Source organism: Pseudactinotalea sp. Z1732 (assembly GCF_049724975.1).
Lineage (GTDB): Bacteria > Actinomycetota > Actinomycetes > Actinomycetales > Beutenbergiaceae > CALKWS01.
Map to the genome: position 1 here is coordinate 1 of NZ_JBMPQC010000017.1, position 18,327 is coordinate 18,327.

Below are 18,327 nucleotides of genomic sequence, written 5' to 3' on the forward strand. Positions count from 1 at the left end.
TGCCCCTCCGACCGAAAGCCAAGTGGAAATGCCGGACAGACCGGCTACTGCCGCGCGCCTTCAACCGCCCACATCACGCCAGCGCCGATTCAGGACCCGGCGCCCAGCCCATCGGTGGATCGAGGCTTAGGTCGAGTTCCGCACGGTGTTGGCCAGCCCACGCCAACCGGGCCGGGCAGGCCGAGCTGATCACCCGCACCCGCGACCCACACCTACTGGACGAGAACTTCATCGCCACCAACCGGGACGCCTGGTTGAACTGAGCCCGCCGCTCACCACCCCACGCGCACCCGCCCCACCGGACCGTCATCAACGCCAGTGGCACAACCACCAGGAGCGTCGGTCCGGGTCGGCGCCATCGTGGCCGAATCCCAATTCGGGCTGACTTCTTCAGGGCTTATCGCCTCGCTGCAACCCTCGCCGCCTCGCGCAGAAGCGATACCCTCGAGTGAACGTCAAAGGGAGGGGTCGGATGAAGGACCGAGAAACCGGACCTGGTTTCGAAGATGTCACGATCGGGGTGCTAGGCGCGGAAAATTTCCTCAACCGCATTTCTGCTGTCGCGCGAGCCGAAGTTCGCACCCCCTACCGACTCCTGGCCGCATCCGATGACAAGGGCGCAGGCGTACGCGAGGAGGCCCTGCGCATCGCAGAGAACGTCGACGTGCTCCTATTCTCGGGGCCGTTGCCCTACGACCTCGCCACTTCTGGTGGATCCTTACCGGTACCAGCGACCTTTATCCCCACTGGCGGGGTCGCGCTCCCGACAGCCTTGCTCCGCGGAACCCTGAGCGAAACAGTCGACACCGCACGGGTCAGTATCGACTCGGTAAACACTCGAGAGGTCCGCGAGACCTACTCCGAGCTCGGTGTGGACATGACGGACGTGCACGTCATCGAGTACCACGAGGCTGTCTCACCCGAGCAGTTCCTGGATTTCCACGTCGAGCGTTATGAGGCCGGCCGGACCAGCGGAGCGATAACGACGGTCCCCTGGGTCACCGAGACTTTGACCGCGGCCGGAATCCCGAACCTCGTCATGGCGCCTGCACCGCTGACGATGCGCAACGCCCTGCGTACCGCCAGGCTCCTCGGCAGTGGCGCCCGGATGGAGGACTCCCGGATCGCCATCGTCATCGTGCGACTGCCGGCCTCCGCCCTGCCGAACCGGACCAGCTCGAGCAACTTCTGGTTCCAGGAGCTCAAACTCTCGTTGCACCGCACGCTGCTGCACGAAGCCCGTCGGATGGACGCGGCCGTGCTCCAACGCGATGAGCAGAGTTTCCTGGTGATCACCACCATGGGGTCACTACGCACGGGCACCGATGACCTGCAGCGCGCACCATTCCTCGCCAATGTCTCCTCCGCGCTGGGCATCGAGGCCGAGGTCGGAATCGGATTGGGGCGCACCACGGTCGAGGCGGAGGAACATGCCCAGGCCGCGGTCAACCTCTCCGCCGAGCAACCCGGAGATCGCGCCTTCCTGATCGGCCCGAACGGAGGACCGATCTCACTCGCTGCATCGGGAACCGGTCCGGCACCGGTACGGGAGCCTGTCGCGGCCCAGCACGCCAAGACGCTGCGCAGCATCGTGCAGGCACTGGACGCCGAAGGCGACAGCAAACGCGTCGTGGATGCCGATCGGATCGCCAAACTCCAGGGGGTCACGCTCCGCACCGCACGGCGCACCCTGCACAACCTGGTCGACGCCGGCCTCGCGTGGCCGATGCCTCCGGCACGGCAGCAGAAAGTGGGACGCCCTCCGGTGCGGTATCAACTTCTGGATGAGCGACTCGAAGCCTGACTATTGCGCAAGGCCGAAACGCTTGATTCGGACTTGCCTAAATGGCCCCTGATCGTGCAAGGTGTGTCCTGTGACCACAGAAGATCGCAATGACGCACAAACTCTGACCCTCTGGACTCGCAACCAGCCGCACGATGAGGACGTGCCTTGGGCTGCCTATGCCCGGGAGGTTCTCTCCCACGCCGGTTTCAGTTACCACCTGGCCGATTCTCCCGATGCGCTGCGCTCCGGAGGCGTCGTCCTCGTCACCGAGCCGGTCGACGGTGAGCATGCCAAGGCGCTGACTGCGTGGGTGCGGGACGGTGGAGCCCTGGTCATCACCGGCGACCCCGGCGATCTGGCCGACGTCGCCGGCGTGACGAACCGGGGACCCGTTGCTGCGGGGACGGTCACCTGTGGCCAAGGCTGGGCTAAGCACCCCCCGCGCCCGATACGCGCGCTGCGCGGACACGCACTACGCCCGGACGAACACGCCGAGGTGCTGGCCACCTTCAGCGATGGCAGCGCAGCGGTCACCCGGACCACCGCGGGAGCCGGGGTGGTCCTCACCTTCGGGGTGGACCTCTGGTACACGATCTGCCGGATCCAGCAGGGCTATCCGGTCAGGGGCGACGGCACCCCCTCCTCCGATGGCACTGCCCCGATCGATGACGACATCCTCAAGGCTGAGGACGGCATGGCCCTCGATCTCGAAGAGGATCGTGCGATGCCCCCCGGGGAGCCGGACCTACCGCCGGATTACACCCACACCTATCCCCCGCCGTCGGCCGTCCCGATCTTCGACCAACCGCACGCGGACTGGTGGCGGTCACTCCTCCTGCAGGCGCTGTGGCAAGCCGCTGGGCACACCGGAGCGGGCATGGCGTGGCTCGACTATTGGCCGGCCGGCATCGATGCGATCGCGCACATGTCACACGACGCCGATGGCAATGACCCGGCCGACGGCCGCGCCGCACTCGAGGCGTTCGCCGCCGCCGGCGTCAAAGTGACGTGGCACCAGGTCTACCCCGGCGGTTACGGGCAGGAGGTACTCGCCGAGATCACCGACGCCGGACATGAGCAATCCCTGCACTACAACGCGATGGCGGACTCCGACCTGGCCCACTGGGGGTGGCCGCAACTGCGCGGCCAGTACGCCTGGGCACAGGCGATCAGCGGTCGCGAAGACATCGTGTCGAACAAGAACCATTACACCCGCTGGGAGGGCTGGACGGAGTTCTACACGTGGTGCGAGCGCGTGGGGATCCAGATCGATTCCTCCCGCGGGCCCAGCAAGCAGGGCACCATCGGCTTCCCCTTCGGCACTGCCCACGTGTCCTTCCCGCTGCGACCGGCAGGTCACGATGACACGTTCCACGATGTGCTCAACCTTCCCTTGCACACCCAGGATCTCGCGTGGGCAGGCCACATCTCGGTCCGAGATGTCATTCTCGATGCCGCGCAGGACCAGCACGGCGTGGCTCACTTCCTGTTCCACGGCCCGCACCTGCGCAAACGGCCCTTGACCACGCAAGCCTGTGTCGAGGTCGCCGAGGCGGCACGCGAGCGCGGGATGCCGTGGTGGACGGCCGAGGAGATCAACACCTGGGAGCGCACCCGCCGCGACGTGCATGTGCGCGTCCAACGGGTCCAGGAGGGGTGGAAGGTGTTGGCTCACACTCCCCGCGCAGTTCCCGGAGCCGCCTTGATCCTGGCGCTACCCGAGAGTGTCCAACCCGACTCCGAGGATGCGCGGGTGCGGACCGTGCAGCGCCACGGCCACCCGTTCGTGGAGTTGGGGGTCGACCTACCCGTGGGCCACAGTTCCTGGCTCCTGCGGCCATGACCCTGCTGGGCACCGACCGGGCGGACATCACACCACCCGGACCGACGTCACTGGCCGGGTACGCGACCCGAGCAGCGTTCGGGCCGGCCGAGACGGCACTGAGCCCGTTGCAGTTGCGAACATTCGTGCTGGGCGGACGGGACGAACCACCGGTGGTGATCGTCGGTGCGGACCTGCTGTGGTGGGGCGAGGAGCTGGTCCAGGCCCTGCGCGAGCAGGTCCGCGCCACCTTCGGCATCCCCGAGCAGAACCTCGTGCTGCACGCCACGCACACCCACTCGGGGCCGCAGACGTGCCGGTACATGGCCCCCTCCCTGGGCAAGGTGGATACGAACTACCTCGATCACCTCCGCCGGACGACCCTGGCCAGTATCGAAGCCGCCCTGGGCGAACGCTCACCGGTGCGCATCGAGATCGGACGTGCGACGGCAGACGTGAGCGTGAACAGACGCTGGGCACGCACGGCCGGCGCGTTGCCCAACACACCGATCGATCGGGAACTCACCGCCGTACGCTTCGTCGACGAATCCGGGCGCAGCCAAGCGGCGTTCGTGCACTTCGCCTGCCATCCGGTGGTGCACCACGGCCACGCATTCAGCCCGGACTTTCCTGGCGCGCTCACCACCGAACTGGAATCCGACATCGCGCCGGTGGTGATGTATCTGCAGGGCTGCTGCGGCGACGTCAACCCCGACATGTACACCCCCGACGGGCTGTTCCGGGACGGGGCGCAACCCGAGATCGACCGGATGGGCCAGGACCTGGCCCGCGCGGCCCGGGCCGCCTTCGGAGCCGCGCACGCCGCCGGACCTCCGCGGATCGGCGTCAGGCGGGCGCAGGTGGACCTACCCCTGCAGGACCGCGTGGACACAAGTGAACTGCGGCGCTTGGCCGCATCCGATGATTACGTCGGCGAATGGGCCCGGCTGATGCTGGACCATCCGGACAGGTTCGCCCGCACACCATTTCTTGACATGGTCCGCGTGGACCTCAGTGAACGGCTGCGACTGCTGGGGATGGCAGGCGAACCATTCAGTCGCTACGGCCTGCACACCAAGCGGGTCAGCGGGCACACCTGCTTGCCGATGGGATACACCGACGGGATGACGACGTACCTGGTCGAGGCGCAGCACCACGCGGAGGGCGGCTACGAACCCGACCAGGCGCCGTACTACCTAGGCATGCCGGCCCGCCTCGCCATGTCAGCCGAGAGCGTCGTGCTCGAGGCGATCTCCGATCTCGTCGCAGTACCGGCCCACGCGCGCGCCGCCCAGTCGGTCACCAAGCCGTGACCAACCCGTGACCAACGAGACCTTGACCGCCCGCACTAGTCGACATAGCGTCAGTGCTCTACAGTAGTTTCGGACAGTCCCAATTCAATGGGTCCGTATCAAGGAGGATATCGATGGAAGCCGCACTCAAGAAGCGCTCAGCACGCCGGGCTGTCAGTTCCGTTGCCGTCACCGGGGCCGCCGCGCTGGTCCTGGCCGGATGCAACCTGTTCGGCAACGGAGGCTCGGGTATCGATGAGGGCGGCGGTGACAACGGAGAGGCGGCTGAGCAGGGCGGTCATATCACGGTCCACGCCACGAACTTCGCCCATATCGACCCCCAGTCGATCACGTTCGGCATGTGGCTGGTGCAGAAGGGTCTGCTGGAGGGCCTGGTGCTGCAAACCCCTGATGGCACCGATGTGCGCCCGGCTGTGGCCCAGGAGTGGGAGGTCAGCGAGGACGGGCTGACCCACACCTTCCACCTGCGGGACGCGAACTGGTCCAACGGTGACCCGATCACCGCCGAGCACTTCGTGCGGACCTATGAGCGGCTCCTCGACCCCGGCCGTGGACCGGGCGGGGTCACCACCGAAGCATCCTCCTACCAGGCCACACTCGGCATCCTCAACGCCACCGAGTACAGTTCCGGCGCCGTCGAGGACTTCGAGGAGGTCGGCATCAAAGCCCTGGACGAATCAACGCTGGAGTTCACCCTCGAGGGCCCCAACCCGGGGTTCGTGATGGGTTTGACGCATCCGTCCATGCTGCCGCTGCACCCGGATGCGATCGACGGCGATGAGAACTGGCAGCAGCCGGAGAACTGGCGCGGCAACGGGCCCTACAACCTGGTGGACTGGGTCTCGAACTCCTCCATGCGCCTGGAGCGCAACACCGAGTACTGGGACAACGAGAACGTCGCCCTGGACAGCATCGACGTCCAACTCATCGAGCAGGGCTCAATCACCACCACTGTCCCGTACGAGAGCGGCGAAGTCGACATCCAGGGACTCGGAGAGCCCGCCGACATCGCCCGATTCATGAACGACCCGGAACTGAGCGAGCACGTCAACGTGCTGGAGAACTCCGGTACGACCTACCTCGCCCGGCTGCACAGCAGGAACACCCTGCTGGAAGACCCACAGATCCGCACCGCATTGAGTCTGGGCATAGGCCGTGAGGAGATCGCGGGGATCTCCGAGACCACCGAACCCGCATCGACGCTGGTCAGCCCGATCGTGCCGGACTGGAGCGAGGACATCGCTGCCCACGATCAGATGTGGGGTGACGAGGCGGTCGAGGAAGCCCAGCGCCTCCTGGCCGATGCCGGCTACCCCGACGGAGAGGGATTCCCCACCCTGCACCTTCTCGCCGGGTCCGACTTCGCCCAACTGGACGCGATCATCGACACCTGGGAGACCAACCTGGGCATCGACGTCGTCAAGGACGTGGTCGAGGTCGGCGTGTACGTCGAACGGCGGGCCGAACTGCACGATGAGGACTACCTGGGTTACTGGTACGGCTCCTTCTCCGGGGTGAGCACCTGGCCCTACCAGGTGCAGCAACTGTGGGACCCGAACTTCACGCGTCAGTTCGCTCTGACCGACGAGGGCTACGAGCAGTTCCAGGAGATCAACGAGGACCCCGATCTGTCCGCGACTGAACGCAACGAGCAGATCGAGGAAACTCTGGCGACCATGTCCGACCCGAGCGCACAGGCCTACGCCGAGCGTGTCGAGGATGCGCAGGCTACGGTCGACGAAGCCGAGCAGCAGGAGATCCTGAAGGAGGCTGCCGGGCTGCGAGAGGAAGCGGAAATCTTCGTCCCGGTCGTGTGGAACTCTTCGGTGGTCATCGCCCAACCCCACGTCCAGGGCCTGGAGTTGCGCGCTCAGGCTGACAGTTACTACTTCAAGGACCTGTGGGTTGACGAGGACGCGGCGGAGTGAGACTTCGCTTCGCTGCCTCACATCGGCAAGCAGCCGGGCGGTCCCCCCGCCCGGCTGACCCTCGGCCAACGATGAGGAAGCAGGGGTGCGCATGGGAATGATCGGATTCATCGGTCGTCGACTGGTCCGCATGGCCCTGTCGTTGGTCGCAGTGTCGATGCTGGCCTTCACGCTGCTGCAGATGGCCCCGGGCAACTTCGCCGACATCCAGCGCGCCAGTTCCGGAGCCACCGGCATGGCCGGGGAGCAGATGCAGGCCGTGGCCGGTGAGTTCGCCACCCGCTACGGCGAGGACGTCCCGGCCTGGCAGCAGTACCTCATCTTCATGCGCGGGGCGCTGACGTGGAACCTGGGTCCCTCCTACCGGTACCCGGCGCAGAACGTGGAGGAACTGATCGCCCAGGGGTTCCCGGTGTCCGGTGCCCTGGCCGTGCTGGCCACGGCGCTAGCCCTGGCGATCTCCATCCCGATCGGGGTACTCGCGGCACTGCGACAGCGGTCGCTGTGGGACACCGGTTCGATGTTCGTGCTGACCATGGGCAACGCGCTGCCGAGCTACCTGGTCGGGGTGTTCCTGATCCTGATCTTCTCCGGCTGGTTGCGGGTACTGCCCGCTGCCGGATGGTCCGGGCCCGAACATCTGGTGTTACCGGTCCTCGCCTTGGCGGTCGGGCCCCTGGCGGTCCTGGCCCGCTATGTTCGCTCCTCAGTGCTGGACACCCTGCGGGAGGAGTATGTCACCGCAGCCCTGGCCAAGGGGGGCAAGTACCGGGTCGTGATCATCAAGCACGTGCTACGGAACTCCTTGATTCCCCTGGTGACGGTGAGCGGTCCGATGCTGGCCGCGTTGATGACCGGCACCGTCTTCATCGAGACCATGTTCCGCATCCCCGGGCTGGGTCTGGCCTTCACCCAAGCCGCCACCAGCCGGGATATGCCCTTGCTGATGGGCACCACCCTGTTCTTTGCCATCATCCTGATGGTCACCAACCTGATCGTCGACCTCGTGTACGGCCTTCTCGACCCGCGCGTACGCGCAGAAAGTGGGCGTAAGCTCCGTGGCAGTCGAAACCGCAGAAAAACAGCCATCTCCGACCCCGAAGCAGACGAAGGTCAAGGGAATAGGACCGTGGTCAAGGGCCTGGGCTAGGTACCGTCGCAACCGGCTGGCCTTCATCAGCCTGTGGGTTGTGGTGGTCCTCGCACTGGTGGCAATCTTCGCTCCGGTGCTCGCTCCCTACCACCACTCCGCGACGAATTACGGCCAGACCCTCGCCGGGATCGGTACCCCCGGGCATCCGCTGGGCACCGACGTGCTCGGGCGGGACATCCTGTCCCGGATGATCTTCGGATTCCGCACCGCGTTGATGGTCGCCGTGGTGGCCGAGATCATCTCGGTCGTGGCAGCCCTGCTCATCGGTGTCACCGCCGGGTATCGCGGGGGCAAGATCGAGTCGCTCCTGATGGCCATCACCGACGTGATGTACGCCTTCCCGGGGTACCTGTTCGCAGTGCTGCTCGTGACGGTCTTCGGCCGCAGTTTCTGGGCGGTGATGGCCGCGATCGCGGTCGCCGGCTGGGTGACCCAGGCCCGGTTGATGCGTGCCCAGGTGATGACGATCAAGAAGCGTGAGTTCGTCGAGGCAGCCAAGGGCATGGGTGCGAAAGGTCCCACGATCGCCACCCGGTACATCCTGCCGAACGCCCTGGGTCCGCTGCTGGTCACGACAAGTTTCGCCGTACCGGCCGCGATCACCACCGAGGCGGGTCTATCGCTGCTCGGTCTGGGGATCGCCAACATGCCCTCATGGGGGGCGATGATCAACGAGGGGGTCCGCTACGCCACGTCGATGCCGCACATGGTCCTCTCCCCAGCATTGGCGTTCGCCGTCACGTTGCTGGCCTTCACCTGGATCGGTGACGGTGTCCGCGATGCCTTCGACGTCACACAGGAGGAAGGGTGAACACACGCCCTCAGAACGCCCAGGAACCGGTCAGCCCGCTGCTGGAGGTCAAAGGATTGCGCACTGGGTTCCGCCGGCCCGACGGCAGCACGTTCGTGGCCGCCGACGGCGTGGACTTCACCCTGGAGGAAGGGCGCGCCCTGGCGATCGTGGGTGAGTCCGGAAGCGGAAAGAGTGTCTCCGTGCGTTCGCTCCTGCGGCTGCTGCCCAAGACGGCAGAGATCCTCGACGGCGAGGTCCGCTACCGCGGTACCGATCTGCTCACCGTGTCTCCCGGCGCACTTCGCAAGGTGCGCGGGCGGGAGATCGGGATGGTCTTTCAGAACGCCATGGAGGCGCTGAACCCAACCATCGGGGTGGGCAAGCAACTCGCCGAGGCGCTCACATGGCACAAACTCTGCTCAAGACGGCAGGCCCGGTCCCGGGCGATCGAGGCCCTGCGGGATGTGGGCATCCCCGAACCGGAACATCGGGCCTCGATGTATCCCTTCCAGTTCTCCGGCGGCATGCGTCAACGCGCGATGATCGCCATGGCCATCATCTCCTCCCCCAAACTGCTCATTGCCGACGAGCCCACCACCGCTCTGGACGTGACCGTGCAGGCCCAGGTGTTGGACCTGCTGGCACAGATCAAGGAGGGTGGCACGGGGATGATCATGGTGACCCACGACCTCGGCGTGGCCCGGCGGTTCTGTGACGACGTCCTGGTGATGAACCAGGGGGCGGTCGTCGAGAAGGGCACCATCGCACAGGTCCTGGATGATCCGCAGGACTCCTACACCAAGATGCTGCTCTCGGCGACTCTGGAGGTGGGCACCGCCCGGAACACCTCCCGCACCACCGGTTCCATCACGCCGGCGGACTCCACCGAGGCGACCGGGGACACCACCGCCCAGTCCGAACCGATCATCGTCGCCGAGCATATGCACAAGACGTTCCATACCGCCGGTGGGGACGTCCCGGCCGTGCAGGACGTCAGTTTCCAGATCAGGTCCGGGCGCACTCTGGGGTTGGTCGGGGAGAGCGGCAGCGGCAAGTCCACGGTGGCCCGCCTCGTCATGGGCCTGCACGGTCTGGATGAGGGCAAGGTGTCCCTCGACGGGGTCGATGTGCACTCCAAGGAGTCACACCTGTTGCGGAACCGGATGCAGATGGTGTTCCAGAATCCCTACGGCTCCCTGATCCCGCAGTACACCGCCGGTACCAACATCACCGAGGCCTTGCGACTGCAGAAGATCGGCACCAAGAACGAACGTGATGACCGCGCGGCCGAGTTGCTGCGACTGGTCGGACTCTCCCCTGACGACGCGCAGCGCTACCCCCAGCAGTTCAGCGGTGGACAGCAGCAACGGATCGCAATCGCCCGGGCGTTGGCCCCGAACCCGGACGTGTTGATCTGCGATGAACCGACGTCGTCCCTGGACGTGTCCATCCAGGCCCAGATTCTGGAGTTGCTGAACGAGATCCAGGAGCGCCTGGGCGTGGCATACCTGCTCATCTCCCACAACCTGGCCGTCGTGGAAAAGATGTCCGACACCGTCGCGGTCATGCGAAAGGGAGAGATCGTCGAGTACGGCGATCGAGAGTCCATCTTCACCAATCCCGAACACCCCTACACCCAGCAGTTGCTCGATGCCATCCTTCCCGTCAGAGCGATGGCTGCCTGACGGTCCACACCCCGGAGATCCTGTGTCAATGTCGACCGCACGTCCGATCCACTCCCGGCTCCGCCTCGCTGCGGTCGCCACCGCCGGCGCGCTCTTGCTGGCTGGCTGCAACCTGTTCGGCAACGGCGGTGCCGAAGTCGAGGACGATGACGGCGGCGGTACCGCCGCGCAGGCCCAGGGCGGGCACATCACCGTGCAGCTGACCAACTTCGCCCACATCGACCCCCAGTCGATCACCTTCGGGATGTGGCTGGTGCAGATGGGCCTGTTGGAAGGGTTGGTGCTGCAGACCGGTGACGGCACCGACGTTCGCCCCGCGATGGCGCAGGATTGGGACGTCAGCGACGACGGTCTGACCTACACCTTCCACCTGCGGGACGCGAACTGGTCCAACGGCGAGCCGGTCACCGCTGAGGACTTCGCGTGGAGTTACCAGCGCCTGCTCGATCCCGCCCGCGGTACCGGCGGGATCGCCACCGGCGATTCCTCCTATCAAGCGAACCTGGGCATCCTGAACGCCGCGGAGTACAACGCCGGGATCGTGGAGGATTTCGAGGACGTCGGCATCGAGGCCGTCGACGAGTCCACTCTGGAATTCACCCTGGAGGCGCCCAACCCCGGGTTCATCATGGGCCTGACCTATCCCTCGATGCTGCCCCTGAACCCGGGCGCGGTCGAAGGAGACGACAGTTGGCAGCAGCCTGAGAACTGGGTGGGTAACGGGCCCTACAACCTGGTGGACTGGGTCTCGAACTCCTCCATGCGCCTGGAGCGCAACACCGAGTACTGGGACAACGAGAACGTCGCCCTGGACAGCATCGACGTCCAACTCATCGAGCAGGGCTCAATCACCACCACAGTGCCGTACGAGAGCGGCGAAGTCGACATCCAAGCACTCTCCGAGCCCGCTGAGGTCACCCGGTTCATCAATGACCCCGAACTCAGTGAGCACCTGATCCTGCTGGAGAACTCCGGCACCACCTACGTCACACCACTGCACAGCCAGAACACGATTCTGCAGGACCAGGAGGTGCGGAGCGCGTTGAACCTGGGCCTGGGCCGGGAGCAGATCGCCGGTATCTCCGAACTCACCGAGCCCGCCGCCACGCTCCTCTCCCCCGCCACGCCTGACTGGGGCGAGGACCTGGCCGCCCACGAGCAGATGTGGGGCGATGAGGCGGTTGCCGAGGCCCAGCGCCTGCTTGCCGAGGCCGGCTACCCCGACGGTGAAGGCTTTCCGAACCTGACGTTGCTCGCCGGCGCCGACTTCCCGCAACTGGACGCGATCGTGGATACCTGGCAGACCAACCTGGGGATCGATGTCACCAAGGATGTCGTCGAAGTCGGCGTGTACGTGGACCGGCGCTATGACACCCACGATGAGGACTACTTCGGACTCTGGTACGGCTCCTTCTCCGGGATCAGCACCTGGCCCTACCAGGTCCAGCAACTCTGGGATCCGAACATGACCCGGGAGGCCGGGCTGGACATCGACTCCTACGCCGAGCTCCAGGAGGTCCAGTCCGACGAATCCCTGAGTTCCAGCGAACGCACCGAGGCGGTGGAGCGGATCCGCCACGACGGTACCGAGCCGCTCGCGCGGGAGTTCGCCGAGCGCGTGCTCGACGCCCAGGAGACCGTGGACGAGAACGAGCAACAGGGGATCCTGCGGGACGCCGCCGCGATCCGTGAACGTTCTGAACTATTCCTACCGGTGGTGTGGAACAGCATGTACTACATCGCGCAGCCGCATGTGCAGGGTCTGGAGCTGCGAGCCCAGGCCGACCGGTACTACTTCAAGGATCTGTGGGTGGACGAGGACGCCTAGAGACCAGCCCGCCGTCACCGAACCTGACCGGAGGGTCGGTGAAGACCCGTGCCACCTACTACACCCCGGAGCGGGTGCAGGCCGCCCGGGCCAATGTGGCCGAACTGGCGTGGGCGGGCTGGCTCCGTGATACGGCGGTGGCGGCGGCGCAGCAGGCCATCGATGCGGGTGCGGAGTGGTTGTGGGAGTCGGTTACCACCCAGGGCCTGCCGCGGAGTTTCGCGGTGAACCAGGACCTGGGTTTACCCATCACGGGGACCGAGATCTTCGAGTACGGCAACTATCCGTGGCGCGCCGATCCGTCTGCGCAGCCATGGAAACTCACCGATCCCAGTTCGGGTTACACCTTCCCGACCAATGACTTCGCGGCCTTCTACGCCAGCGCGCTGGACGCGAACGGCAATTTCGACCGTGACCTCGGGGACCCGCAGTTCCTGGTGAACACCGCCTTCCCGGAGCGGGGCCCGGACTGGGGCGTGGACGACGGCTGGGGATGGGTCGACGACGACGGTGCGAAGTGGACGTTCTGCGCCTACTACAACCACTGGTTCCTCTGGTATGCCCCGTTGCCGGTCGGCGATCACGAATTGACCAGCATCCGGCGAGGGTTGGAGGCCCTACGGGACGCCTACCTCTACACCGGCGACCTGACCTACGCCCATCACGGGATCGTGCTGCTGGATCGGTTCGCCGACGCCTACCCCGCGATGGACACCTCGGTGTACACCGTCGCGGATGGCTACCGGAATTCCGACGGCGGTCGTGGCAGAGGCAAGGCGGTGGGGTCGATCTGGGAGAACGGCCTGGTCGGCAGCCTGATCACCGCGTACGACGCCTTCTACCCGGCCCTGAGCGAGAGTGATGAGGCAGGCGTGCTGGAGTTACTCTCCGCCAAGTCCGAACAGTACGGCCTGGCGCCCAAGGAAACCATCGCGGACGTCCGCGCCAACATCGAGCACGGCGTGCTGCGCCAGATCTACCGGGCGGTCCGCGGTGCCCAGATCTTCGGCAACTTCGGGATGCACCAGAACACCCTGGCCCAGGCCGCCGTCGTGCTGGACGAGCCGGAGGCCGCGAAGGAATGGCTGGACTTCGTCTTCGCCGCCGGTGGTCTGATCAACGAGGGCGGCGGCGACTGGTCGGTCACCGGTGGGAACGTCGCCCCCACCCTCGTCGACAGCGTGGACCGGGACGGCTGGTACCAGGAGGGCGCGCCCGCCTACAACATCCTGGCCATCAACAACTTGCGGAACATGGCCGACACCCTCGACGGGTTCGACACCTATCCGGTCGCCGACGTCGCCAGTCATCCCAAGTTCGAGGCCATGGTCGCTGCCCGCCCGCGGCTGACCATGCTCTCGGCCTACACCCCCTCAATCGGCAACTCCGGACAGACGGGCCGGCCGTTCCTGCTCGGCTCGCCCGACGACTACGTGCACGCCTACGAGCGCTACGGGAACGTCGTCGATGCCCAGATGGCCTACCTGGTCAACGAGAACAGCACCGATGGTCTGCGCTCCGATGTGTTCAGCCCCGACGCCGCCGGCATCGAAGAGCACATCGCAGCGGTGATCGAGCACCACGGCCAACTCTCCCTGGGCAGCGAGGACCTCACCGGTTTCGGTCTGGCGATCCACCGCTCCGGGCACGGAAGCGCCGAACGGGCGATGACCACCTCCTACAGTTCGAATCACTGGCACGGTTATCGCACCGCCCTGGCCCTCGGCCTGTTCGGGCACGGCCTGGATCTGATGCCTGGCATCGGCTCGCCGGAGTTCACCGACACCAATGCGCGCCGGTTCGAGTGGGAGTCGAACACCGTGGCCGCCAATACCGTCGTCGTCGATGCGACTCCGCACGCCTCGATGGTGGTAGGCCGTCCATTGGGCTTCTTCTCCGGCGGTGAAGTGCACATGAGTGACGTCGAGGCACCGGGGGCCTACCCCGACGCCGAGCGGTACCGGCGCACCACGGTCCTGGTCGACATCGACCCCCAGCACTACTACATCCTGGACGTATTCCGGGTCCGCGGCGGGAGGGAGCACGTCTTCTCCTTCCACACCGCCGAGGGCCCGGCCACCGCGAGCGGGGTCGATCTCGTCCAGCAGCCCACCGGAAGCTACGCCGGTCCGGGGATCGAACCACCGGACCCGGCGGGCGAGCCCCGCCCGGGAGCCAGCGGGTTCGACTGGCTGGGAAACGTCGAGCGCGGCAGGCCGGAGGGCCCCTTCAGCATCGACTGGGACATCGTGGACACTTACGGCGTGCTCGACGGCGATCCGGACCTGCACGTGCGGATGACGGTGCTGAGCGACGTGGAGGAGGTCGCGCTCGCCGACGGCATTCCACCGCGGAACAAGCCCGGCAACCCCGAGTCGCTGCGCTATGCGTTGCTACGCCGCACCGGCGAGGACCTCGACAGCATGTTCACCTCGGTGTTCGAGCCGTTCGTCGGAGCCAGCGCGATCTCCCAGGTCCGACCACTGCCCGTACGTGGTGACGACACGGACGGTGTCGCGGCCGTCGAGGTGAAACTCGCCGATGGCACCAAGCACTGGCTCGTGCACGATCCCGACGGGAGCCGAGAGGTCACCGTCGATGACCGGGTCACGGTCACAGGAACCTTCGTGATCATCCGCTTCGACAGCGACCAGAACGCGGTCAGCATGGACGGCTACGGCATGCAGGACATACGCGACGGCAGTCGGGTGCTCCTCACCGGCCGAGACCGTCTCCAGAACCTGACCGGGGTGGTCACCGAGCGCAGCGAAGAGTTGGATGCCACCGCCACGATGACGATCCAACTGGATCCCCCGGTCGCACCGGTGGGTGAGCAGGACCTGGTGGGAAGGTACGCCTACGTCGACGACGACGGGGAGCCGAACGCGGTGTTCCGCATCGCAGCCGCACGCAGCCGGGGTCTGCACCTCGAGTTGGACGTGGACACCACGTTCGTGCGCGAGTACATCGATGCCGCAGATCCGGACGCCGGGTACGTCTACGACGTCGAGCCCGGGAGGCGGGTGCGCATCCCCGCGCCCGCGCACTGGGAGTCGTGACTCAGCACGACTGAGGCGGACGCGCCGGGCGCGTCCGCCTCAGTGGTGTCCCCGGCTCCTCAGGTAAGGCCGGCCAGCAAGGTGCGTGCCTGCTCACGCAGGTCCTGCTGTGCGACCTCACTGAGGGTGTCCGGCCGCTTGGGGTTGTCCAGATGGCCGATGAACCGCTCCAAGGCGCGTGCGGCCGGGGTGGTGTCCCCGGCCTCCAGGTGCTGTTGCGCCTGCGTAGCCGCACTGGTCAGGCGATTCGTGATCGGCCCGGCCACGTCCCCGGACTCGATGTAACCCTCCAGGCTCGAGATCAAGGCCTCGACCCCACCGGGCTGCTCACTGGCCTGCGGCACGATACGCAGCAGGGTGGTGGCGGCGTCACGGGTGTACAGGTTGCCGTAAGCGTCGATGGTCAGGAACGGCCCGGCCCCGTCAATCAGAACCTGCAGGTCCTCGGCCGCGCCGGCGCGCAGGGTTCCTGCCGGGTCGAAGCCGAAGACTCGCCCGCCCGCATTGCCGTAGATGGTGCCATCGAAAGCGGTGGTCATCTGGGCGTAGTTGCCCGCGATCCGTGAGCCCGGCTTGTGATCATCGAAGACCTCCTCGGTGTGCACCCACTCCAGCGTCTGCGGGTCCATCCCCAGCAGCCAGCCCTCGGCGTAGAACCACACCGTGCCCTCCGCGTCGGTCGCAGAGGCGCTGACCGCCCGGAGGCCGGGCACCGGCAACTCGATCTCCTCGATCTCCTCGATCTCCTCGGTGCTCCCGTCGAAGACCAGCACGCTGGCCTCCTCTTGCAGCGGCAGGCTGGTGTAGGCGAAGAAGATGTTTCCGCCGCCGAAGATCCGGTCTCCGCTACCGGTCAGGGTGTCCACGGACTGGTGGCCGATCGGACCTTCGATGGTGTGGCACTCGCCGGTGTCCAGGTCGAGCCAGCCGAAGGCTCCGGCATCGGCAGCCTCCCCGGCCTGGGACCCGAAGTAGATCCGGTCCTCGACGCCATGCAACCCATAGGGACGGTTCTGACCGGCGCCGATGGTGCACTCCGCTCTGGGGGCCTGCCCGTCCTCGAGTTCGGCGCCCGTGAACGATGTGATCGTCCCGCCCGGGTAGTTGCCCTGGTAGATGCGCCCGTCATGAAGGATCATCTCCTCGGCTTGACCCCCGAGTTGCCACGACTGTTGCCGGTCCCCGCGCATCGGCGATTCCGCCGCGATTCCGCCGCCGAGGTAGCCGGCTGAGTAGATTCGCCCGTCCGCCCCGGTGGCCAGGCTGTTGATCCGGCGGGAGACATCGGGAACGTCCGGGACCTGTTCGACGTCGATCGTCTCGGTCTCGATGTTGTAGCGAGTCAGGAACCCGTAGGCGTTGATGCCGACAAGGGTGGCGCCGGGCCACTGCGGGTCGTCCAGTTCGACGATGTCCCACTGCCGGGCGAGGATGACCACGTCCTCGGGGAGTTGGGTCTCCTCTCCGGTGAGGATGTTGTAGCGGAACAGCGGCCAACCCTCGTAGCCGGCCTTGGTGTAGTAGATGTGGTCGTCGTGGATGGGGCTGGAACCGGGGTGGGCCACACCGCGGATCTCATCGACCACCTCGACCTGCAGTTCGCCGTCGTCGGTACGCTCCACGTCGAGCACCACCAGCCAGTCGTTGCCGGCGCTGGTGGCGTCGCCGACCCAGGCCAGCACATGACCCTGGCTCATGACGATGTCCCGGACCTGGACGGAGTCCTGGATCTCCTGATCGAGTAACGGCGCGAGGTTCTCGCACTCGTTCGTATCGATGCTGCAGGCGAACAGGTTGACCTGATTTCCGGTGCCCACGAACACCGTGCGGCTGGCTTCGTCGTAGCCCATGGAGCGGGTGTAGTTGGCCTCATCGGTGAGCGGCATCTCTCCGAGAATGCCGGTGAACCCCTCGCCCTCGGTGAACGTGTAGACCGAGGCCCCGGGATAGCCGTCGGTTGGTTCTCCCCAGCCGCCACCGTAGGCGTTGCCTTCCTCATCAAAATCGACGTTGTAGGCGAAACTCCAGGCCGGGATGTCCGGCTGGCCGGCGTTCACCGCTTCCTCCTCCCCCGGGGTGTACAGCCACAACGCGCCGGCACCGTAGGTCCCGACGTAGACGGTGCCGGTAACCGGGTTCTGGTTCACTGCCCAGCCTCCGGTCGCACCCGGTAGCCGTACCGAGCGGGTGACCTCCCGGGTGAGGATGTCCGTGGCGACCAGAATTCCCGGGTCGTCCTCGCTTCCGGTGGCCATCGCCCAGATCACGTCCCGGCCGTTCTCATCCACGCCCGCCTCGCTGGAGAAGAACTGCGGGCGCTCGTTGATCTGCGCAGCGAGGCTGGTGTATTCGGCGCTGATCAGGACGTTGTCGACGTCCACCGCGCCGGTGGCACCGACCTCCACCTGCACCCCGGCGGCACCTTCCGGAGCATCGGCGTCCACGCGTATGCGTTGGGGATGAACCGGCCCCCGGTCGGTTTCCAGCACGTCTCCGTCACCGTCCACCCAGTGCAGGCTGAGCCACGCCTGGCCCTCCCCGGTGGTATCCGCCCACGCGGTGTAGCGCACTCCGGTCTCAACCGGGACGGCCTCAGCAAGTGCGCCGGCCTGCTCGCACGCGCCGCTGGCATCGATCCCCAGCGCCTGGTCACCATCCGTGGACCAGTCCGTGGTGACCGCCAAGGCGTCCGCGCACTCCTCGCCTGCGACGCCACCGTTGCCGTCCGAGACGCTCCACCCGGCCAGGTCCTCCTCGAAACTGTGATTGGACAGGAGGGTGTCGCCGTCGACGACCGTGGGATCGGTCTGCGCGTGCGCCGCTACCGGTGGCACCAGCAGCGCCGCGGACAACAATGCGGCAGCCGCGAGCGCGCCCGCTCGAGGAACGGGAATCTGGTCACGCTTCTTCGCGTCCGATTCAGACATGTCTCTCCTGACGTCGGTGATGTTGATCGAGGT

At 66.4% G+C, this 18,327-nt stretch carries 10 protein-coding genes; 9 read left to right on the forward strand and 1 reads right to left on the reverse strand.

Translation table 11 applies throughout. From position 1 onward, the window contains the following. Positions 1 to 472: 472 nt before the first annotated feature. The 9 genes from ACPL7H_RS17915 to ACPL7H_RS17955 all read left to right on the forward strand — a co-directional run bounded on the left by ACPL7H_RS17915 (position 473) and on the right by ACPL7H_RS17955 (position 15,367). The gene (locus tag ACPL7H_RS17915; RefSeq protein ID WP_424798118.1) at positions 473 to 1,804 is read left to right on the forward strand and encodes a hypothetical protein; all 1,332 of its coding nucleotides are present in this window, start codon (positions 473 to 475) and stop codon (positions 1,802 to 1,804) included. 70 nt (positions 1,805 to 1,874) lie between these two features. Beyond that, positions 1,875 to 3,629: a hypothetical protein gene (locus ACPL7H_RS17920; RefSeq protein WP_424798119.1), complete on the forward strand. Its 1,755-nt coding sequence runs from the start codon at positions 1,875 to 1,877 to the stop codon at positions 3,627 to 3,629. Next, positions 3,626 to 4,921: a neutral/alkaline non-lysosomal ceramidase N-terminal domain-containing protein gene (locus tag ACPL7H_RS17925; RefSeq protein ID WP_424798120.1), complete on the forward strand. Its 1,296-nt coding sequence runs from the start codon at positions 3,626 to 3,628 to the stop codon at positions 4,919 to 4,921. Before ACPL7H_RS17920 ends, ACPL7H_RS17925 begins: the two co-directional genes overlap by 4 nt. Positions 4,922 to 5,034: 113 nt before the next feature. Then, positions 5,035 to 6,849 (forward strand): peptide ABC transporter substrate-binding protein, encoded by a 1,815-nt coding sequence (locus tag ACPL7H_RS17930; RefSeq protein ID WP_424798121.1) that lies wholly within the window; start codon positions 5,035 to 5,037, stop codon positions 6,847 to 6,849. A 91-nt stretch (positions 6,850 to 6,940) separates the two neighbouring features. Next, positions 6,941 to 7,999, forward strand: a complete 1,059-nt coding sequence (locus ACPL7H_RS17935; protein ID WP_424798122.1) for an ABC transporter permease — start codon at positions 6,941 to 6,943, stop codon at positions 7,997 to 7,999. 25 nt (positions 8,000 to 8,024) lie between these two features. Next, on the forward strand, positions 8,025 to 8,813 hold the full coding sequence (locus ACPL7H_RS17940; protein WP_424798136.1) for an ABC transporter permease: 789 nt from the start codon (positions 8,025 to 8,027) through the stop codon (positions 8,811 to 8,813). After that, on the forward strand, positions 8,810 to 10,480 hold the full coding sequence (locus ACPL7H_RS17945; RefSeq protein WP_424798123.1) for a dipeptide ABC transporter ATP-binding protein: 1,671 nt from the start codon (positions 8,810 to 8,812) through the stop codon (positions 10,478 to 10,480). The genes ACPL7H_RS17940 and ACPL7H_RS17945 overlap by 4 nt, the downstream gene beginning before the upstream one ends. 28 nt (positions 10,481 to 10,508) lie before the next feature. Beyond that, complete coding sequence (locus ACPL7H_RS17950; RefSeq protein WP_424798124.1) at positions 10,509 to 12,308, forward strand: peptide ABC transporter substrate-binding protein; 1,800 nt, start codon at positions 10,509 to 10,511, stop codon at positions 12,306 to 12,308. A gap of 38 nt (positions 12,309 to 12,346) precedes the next feature. Then, a complete protein-coding gene (locus tag ACPL7H_RS17955) occupies positions 12,347 to 15,367 on the forward strand; it encodes a hypothetical protein (protein WP_424798125.1) in 3,021 nt (1,006 codons plus the stop codon). A gap of 59 nt (positions 15,368 to 15,426) precedes the next feature. On the opposite strand, the gene ACPL7H_RS17960 is transcribed toward ACPL7H_RS17955, so the two are convergent. Then, the gene (locus ACPL7H_RS17960; RefSeq protein WP_424798126.1) at positions 15,427 to 18,294 is read right to left on the reverse strand and encodes an FIMAH domain-containing protein; all 2,868 of its coding nucleotides are present in this window, start codon (positions 18,292 to 18,294) and stop codon (positions 15,427 to 15,429) included. Positions 18,295 to 18,327 lie beyond the last annotated feature (33 nt).

Bases quoted from the DNA above. Each gene is read 5' to 3' on its own strand.
- ACPL7H_RS17915 (WP_424798118.1), top strand. From the start codon at position 473: ATGAAGGACCGAGAAACCGGACCTGGTTTCGAAGATGTCACGATCGGG.
- ACPL7H_RS17925 (WP_424798120.1), top strand. From the start codon at position 3,626: ATGACCCTGCTGGGCACCGACCGGGCGGACATCACACCACCCGGACCG.
- ACPL7H_RS17930 (WP_424798121.1), top strand. From the start codon at position 5,035: ATGGAAGCCGCACTCAAGAAGCGCTCAGCACGCCGGGCTGTCAGTTCC.
- ACPL7H_RS17935 (WP_424798122.1), top strand. From the start codon at position 6,941: ATGGGAATGATCGGATTCATCGGTCGTCGACTGGTCCGCATGGCCCTG.
- ACPL7H_RS17950 (WP_424798124.1), top strand. From the start codon at position 10,509: ATGTCGACCGCACGTCCGATCCACTCCCGGCTCCGCCTCGCTGCGGTC.
- ACPL7H_RS17960 (WP_424798126.1), bottom strand. From the start codon at position 18,294: ATGTCTGAATCGGACGCGAAGAAGCGTGACCAGATTCCCGTTCCTCGA.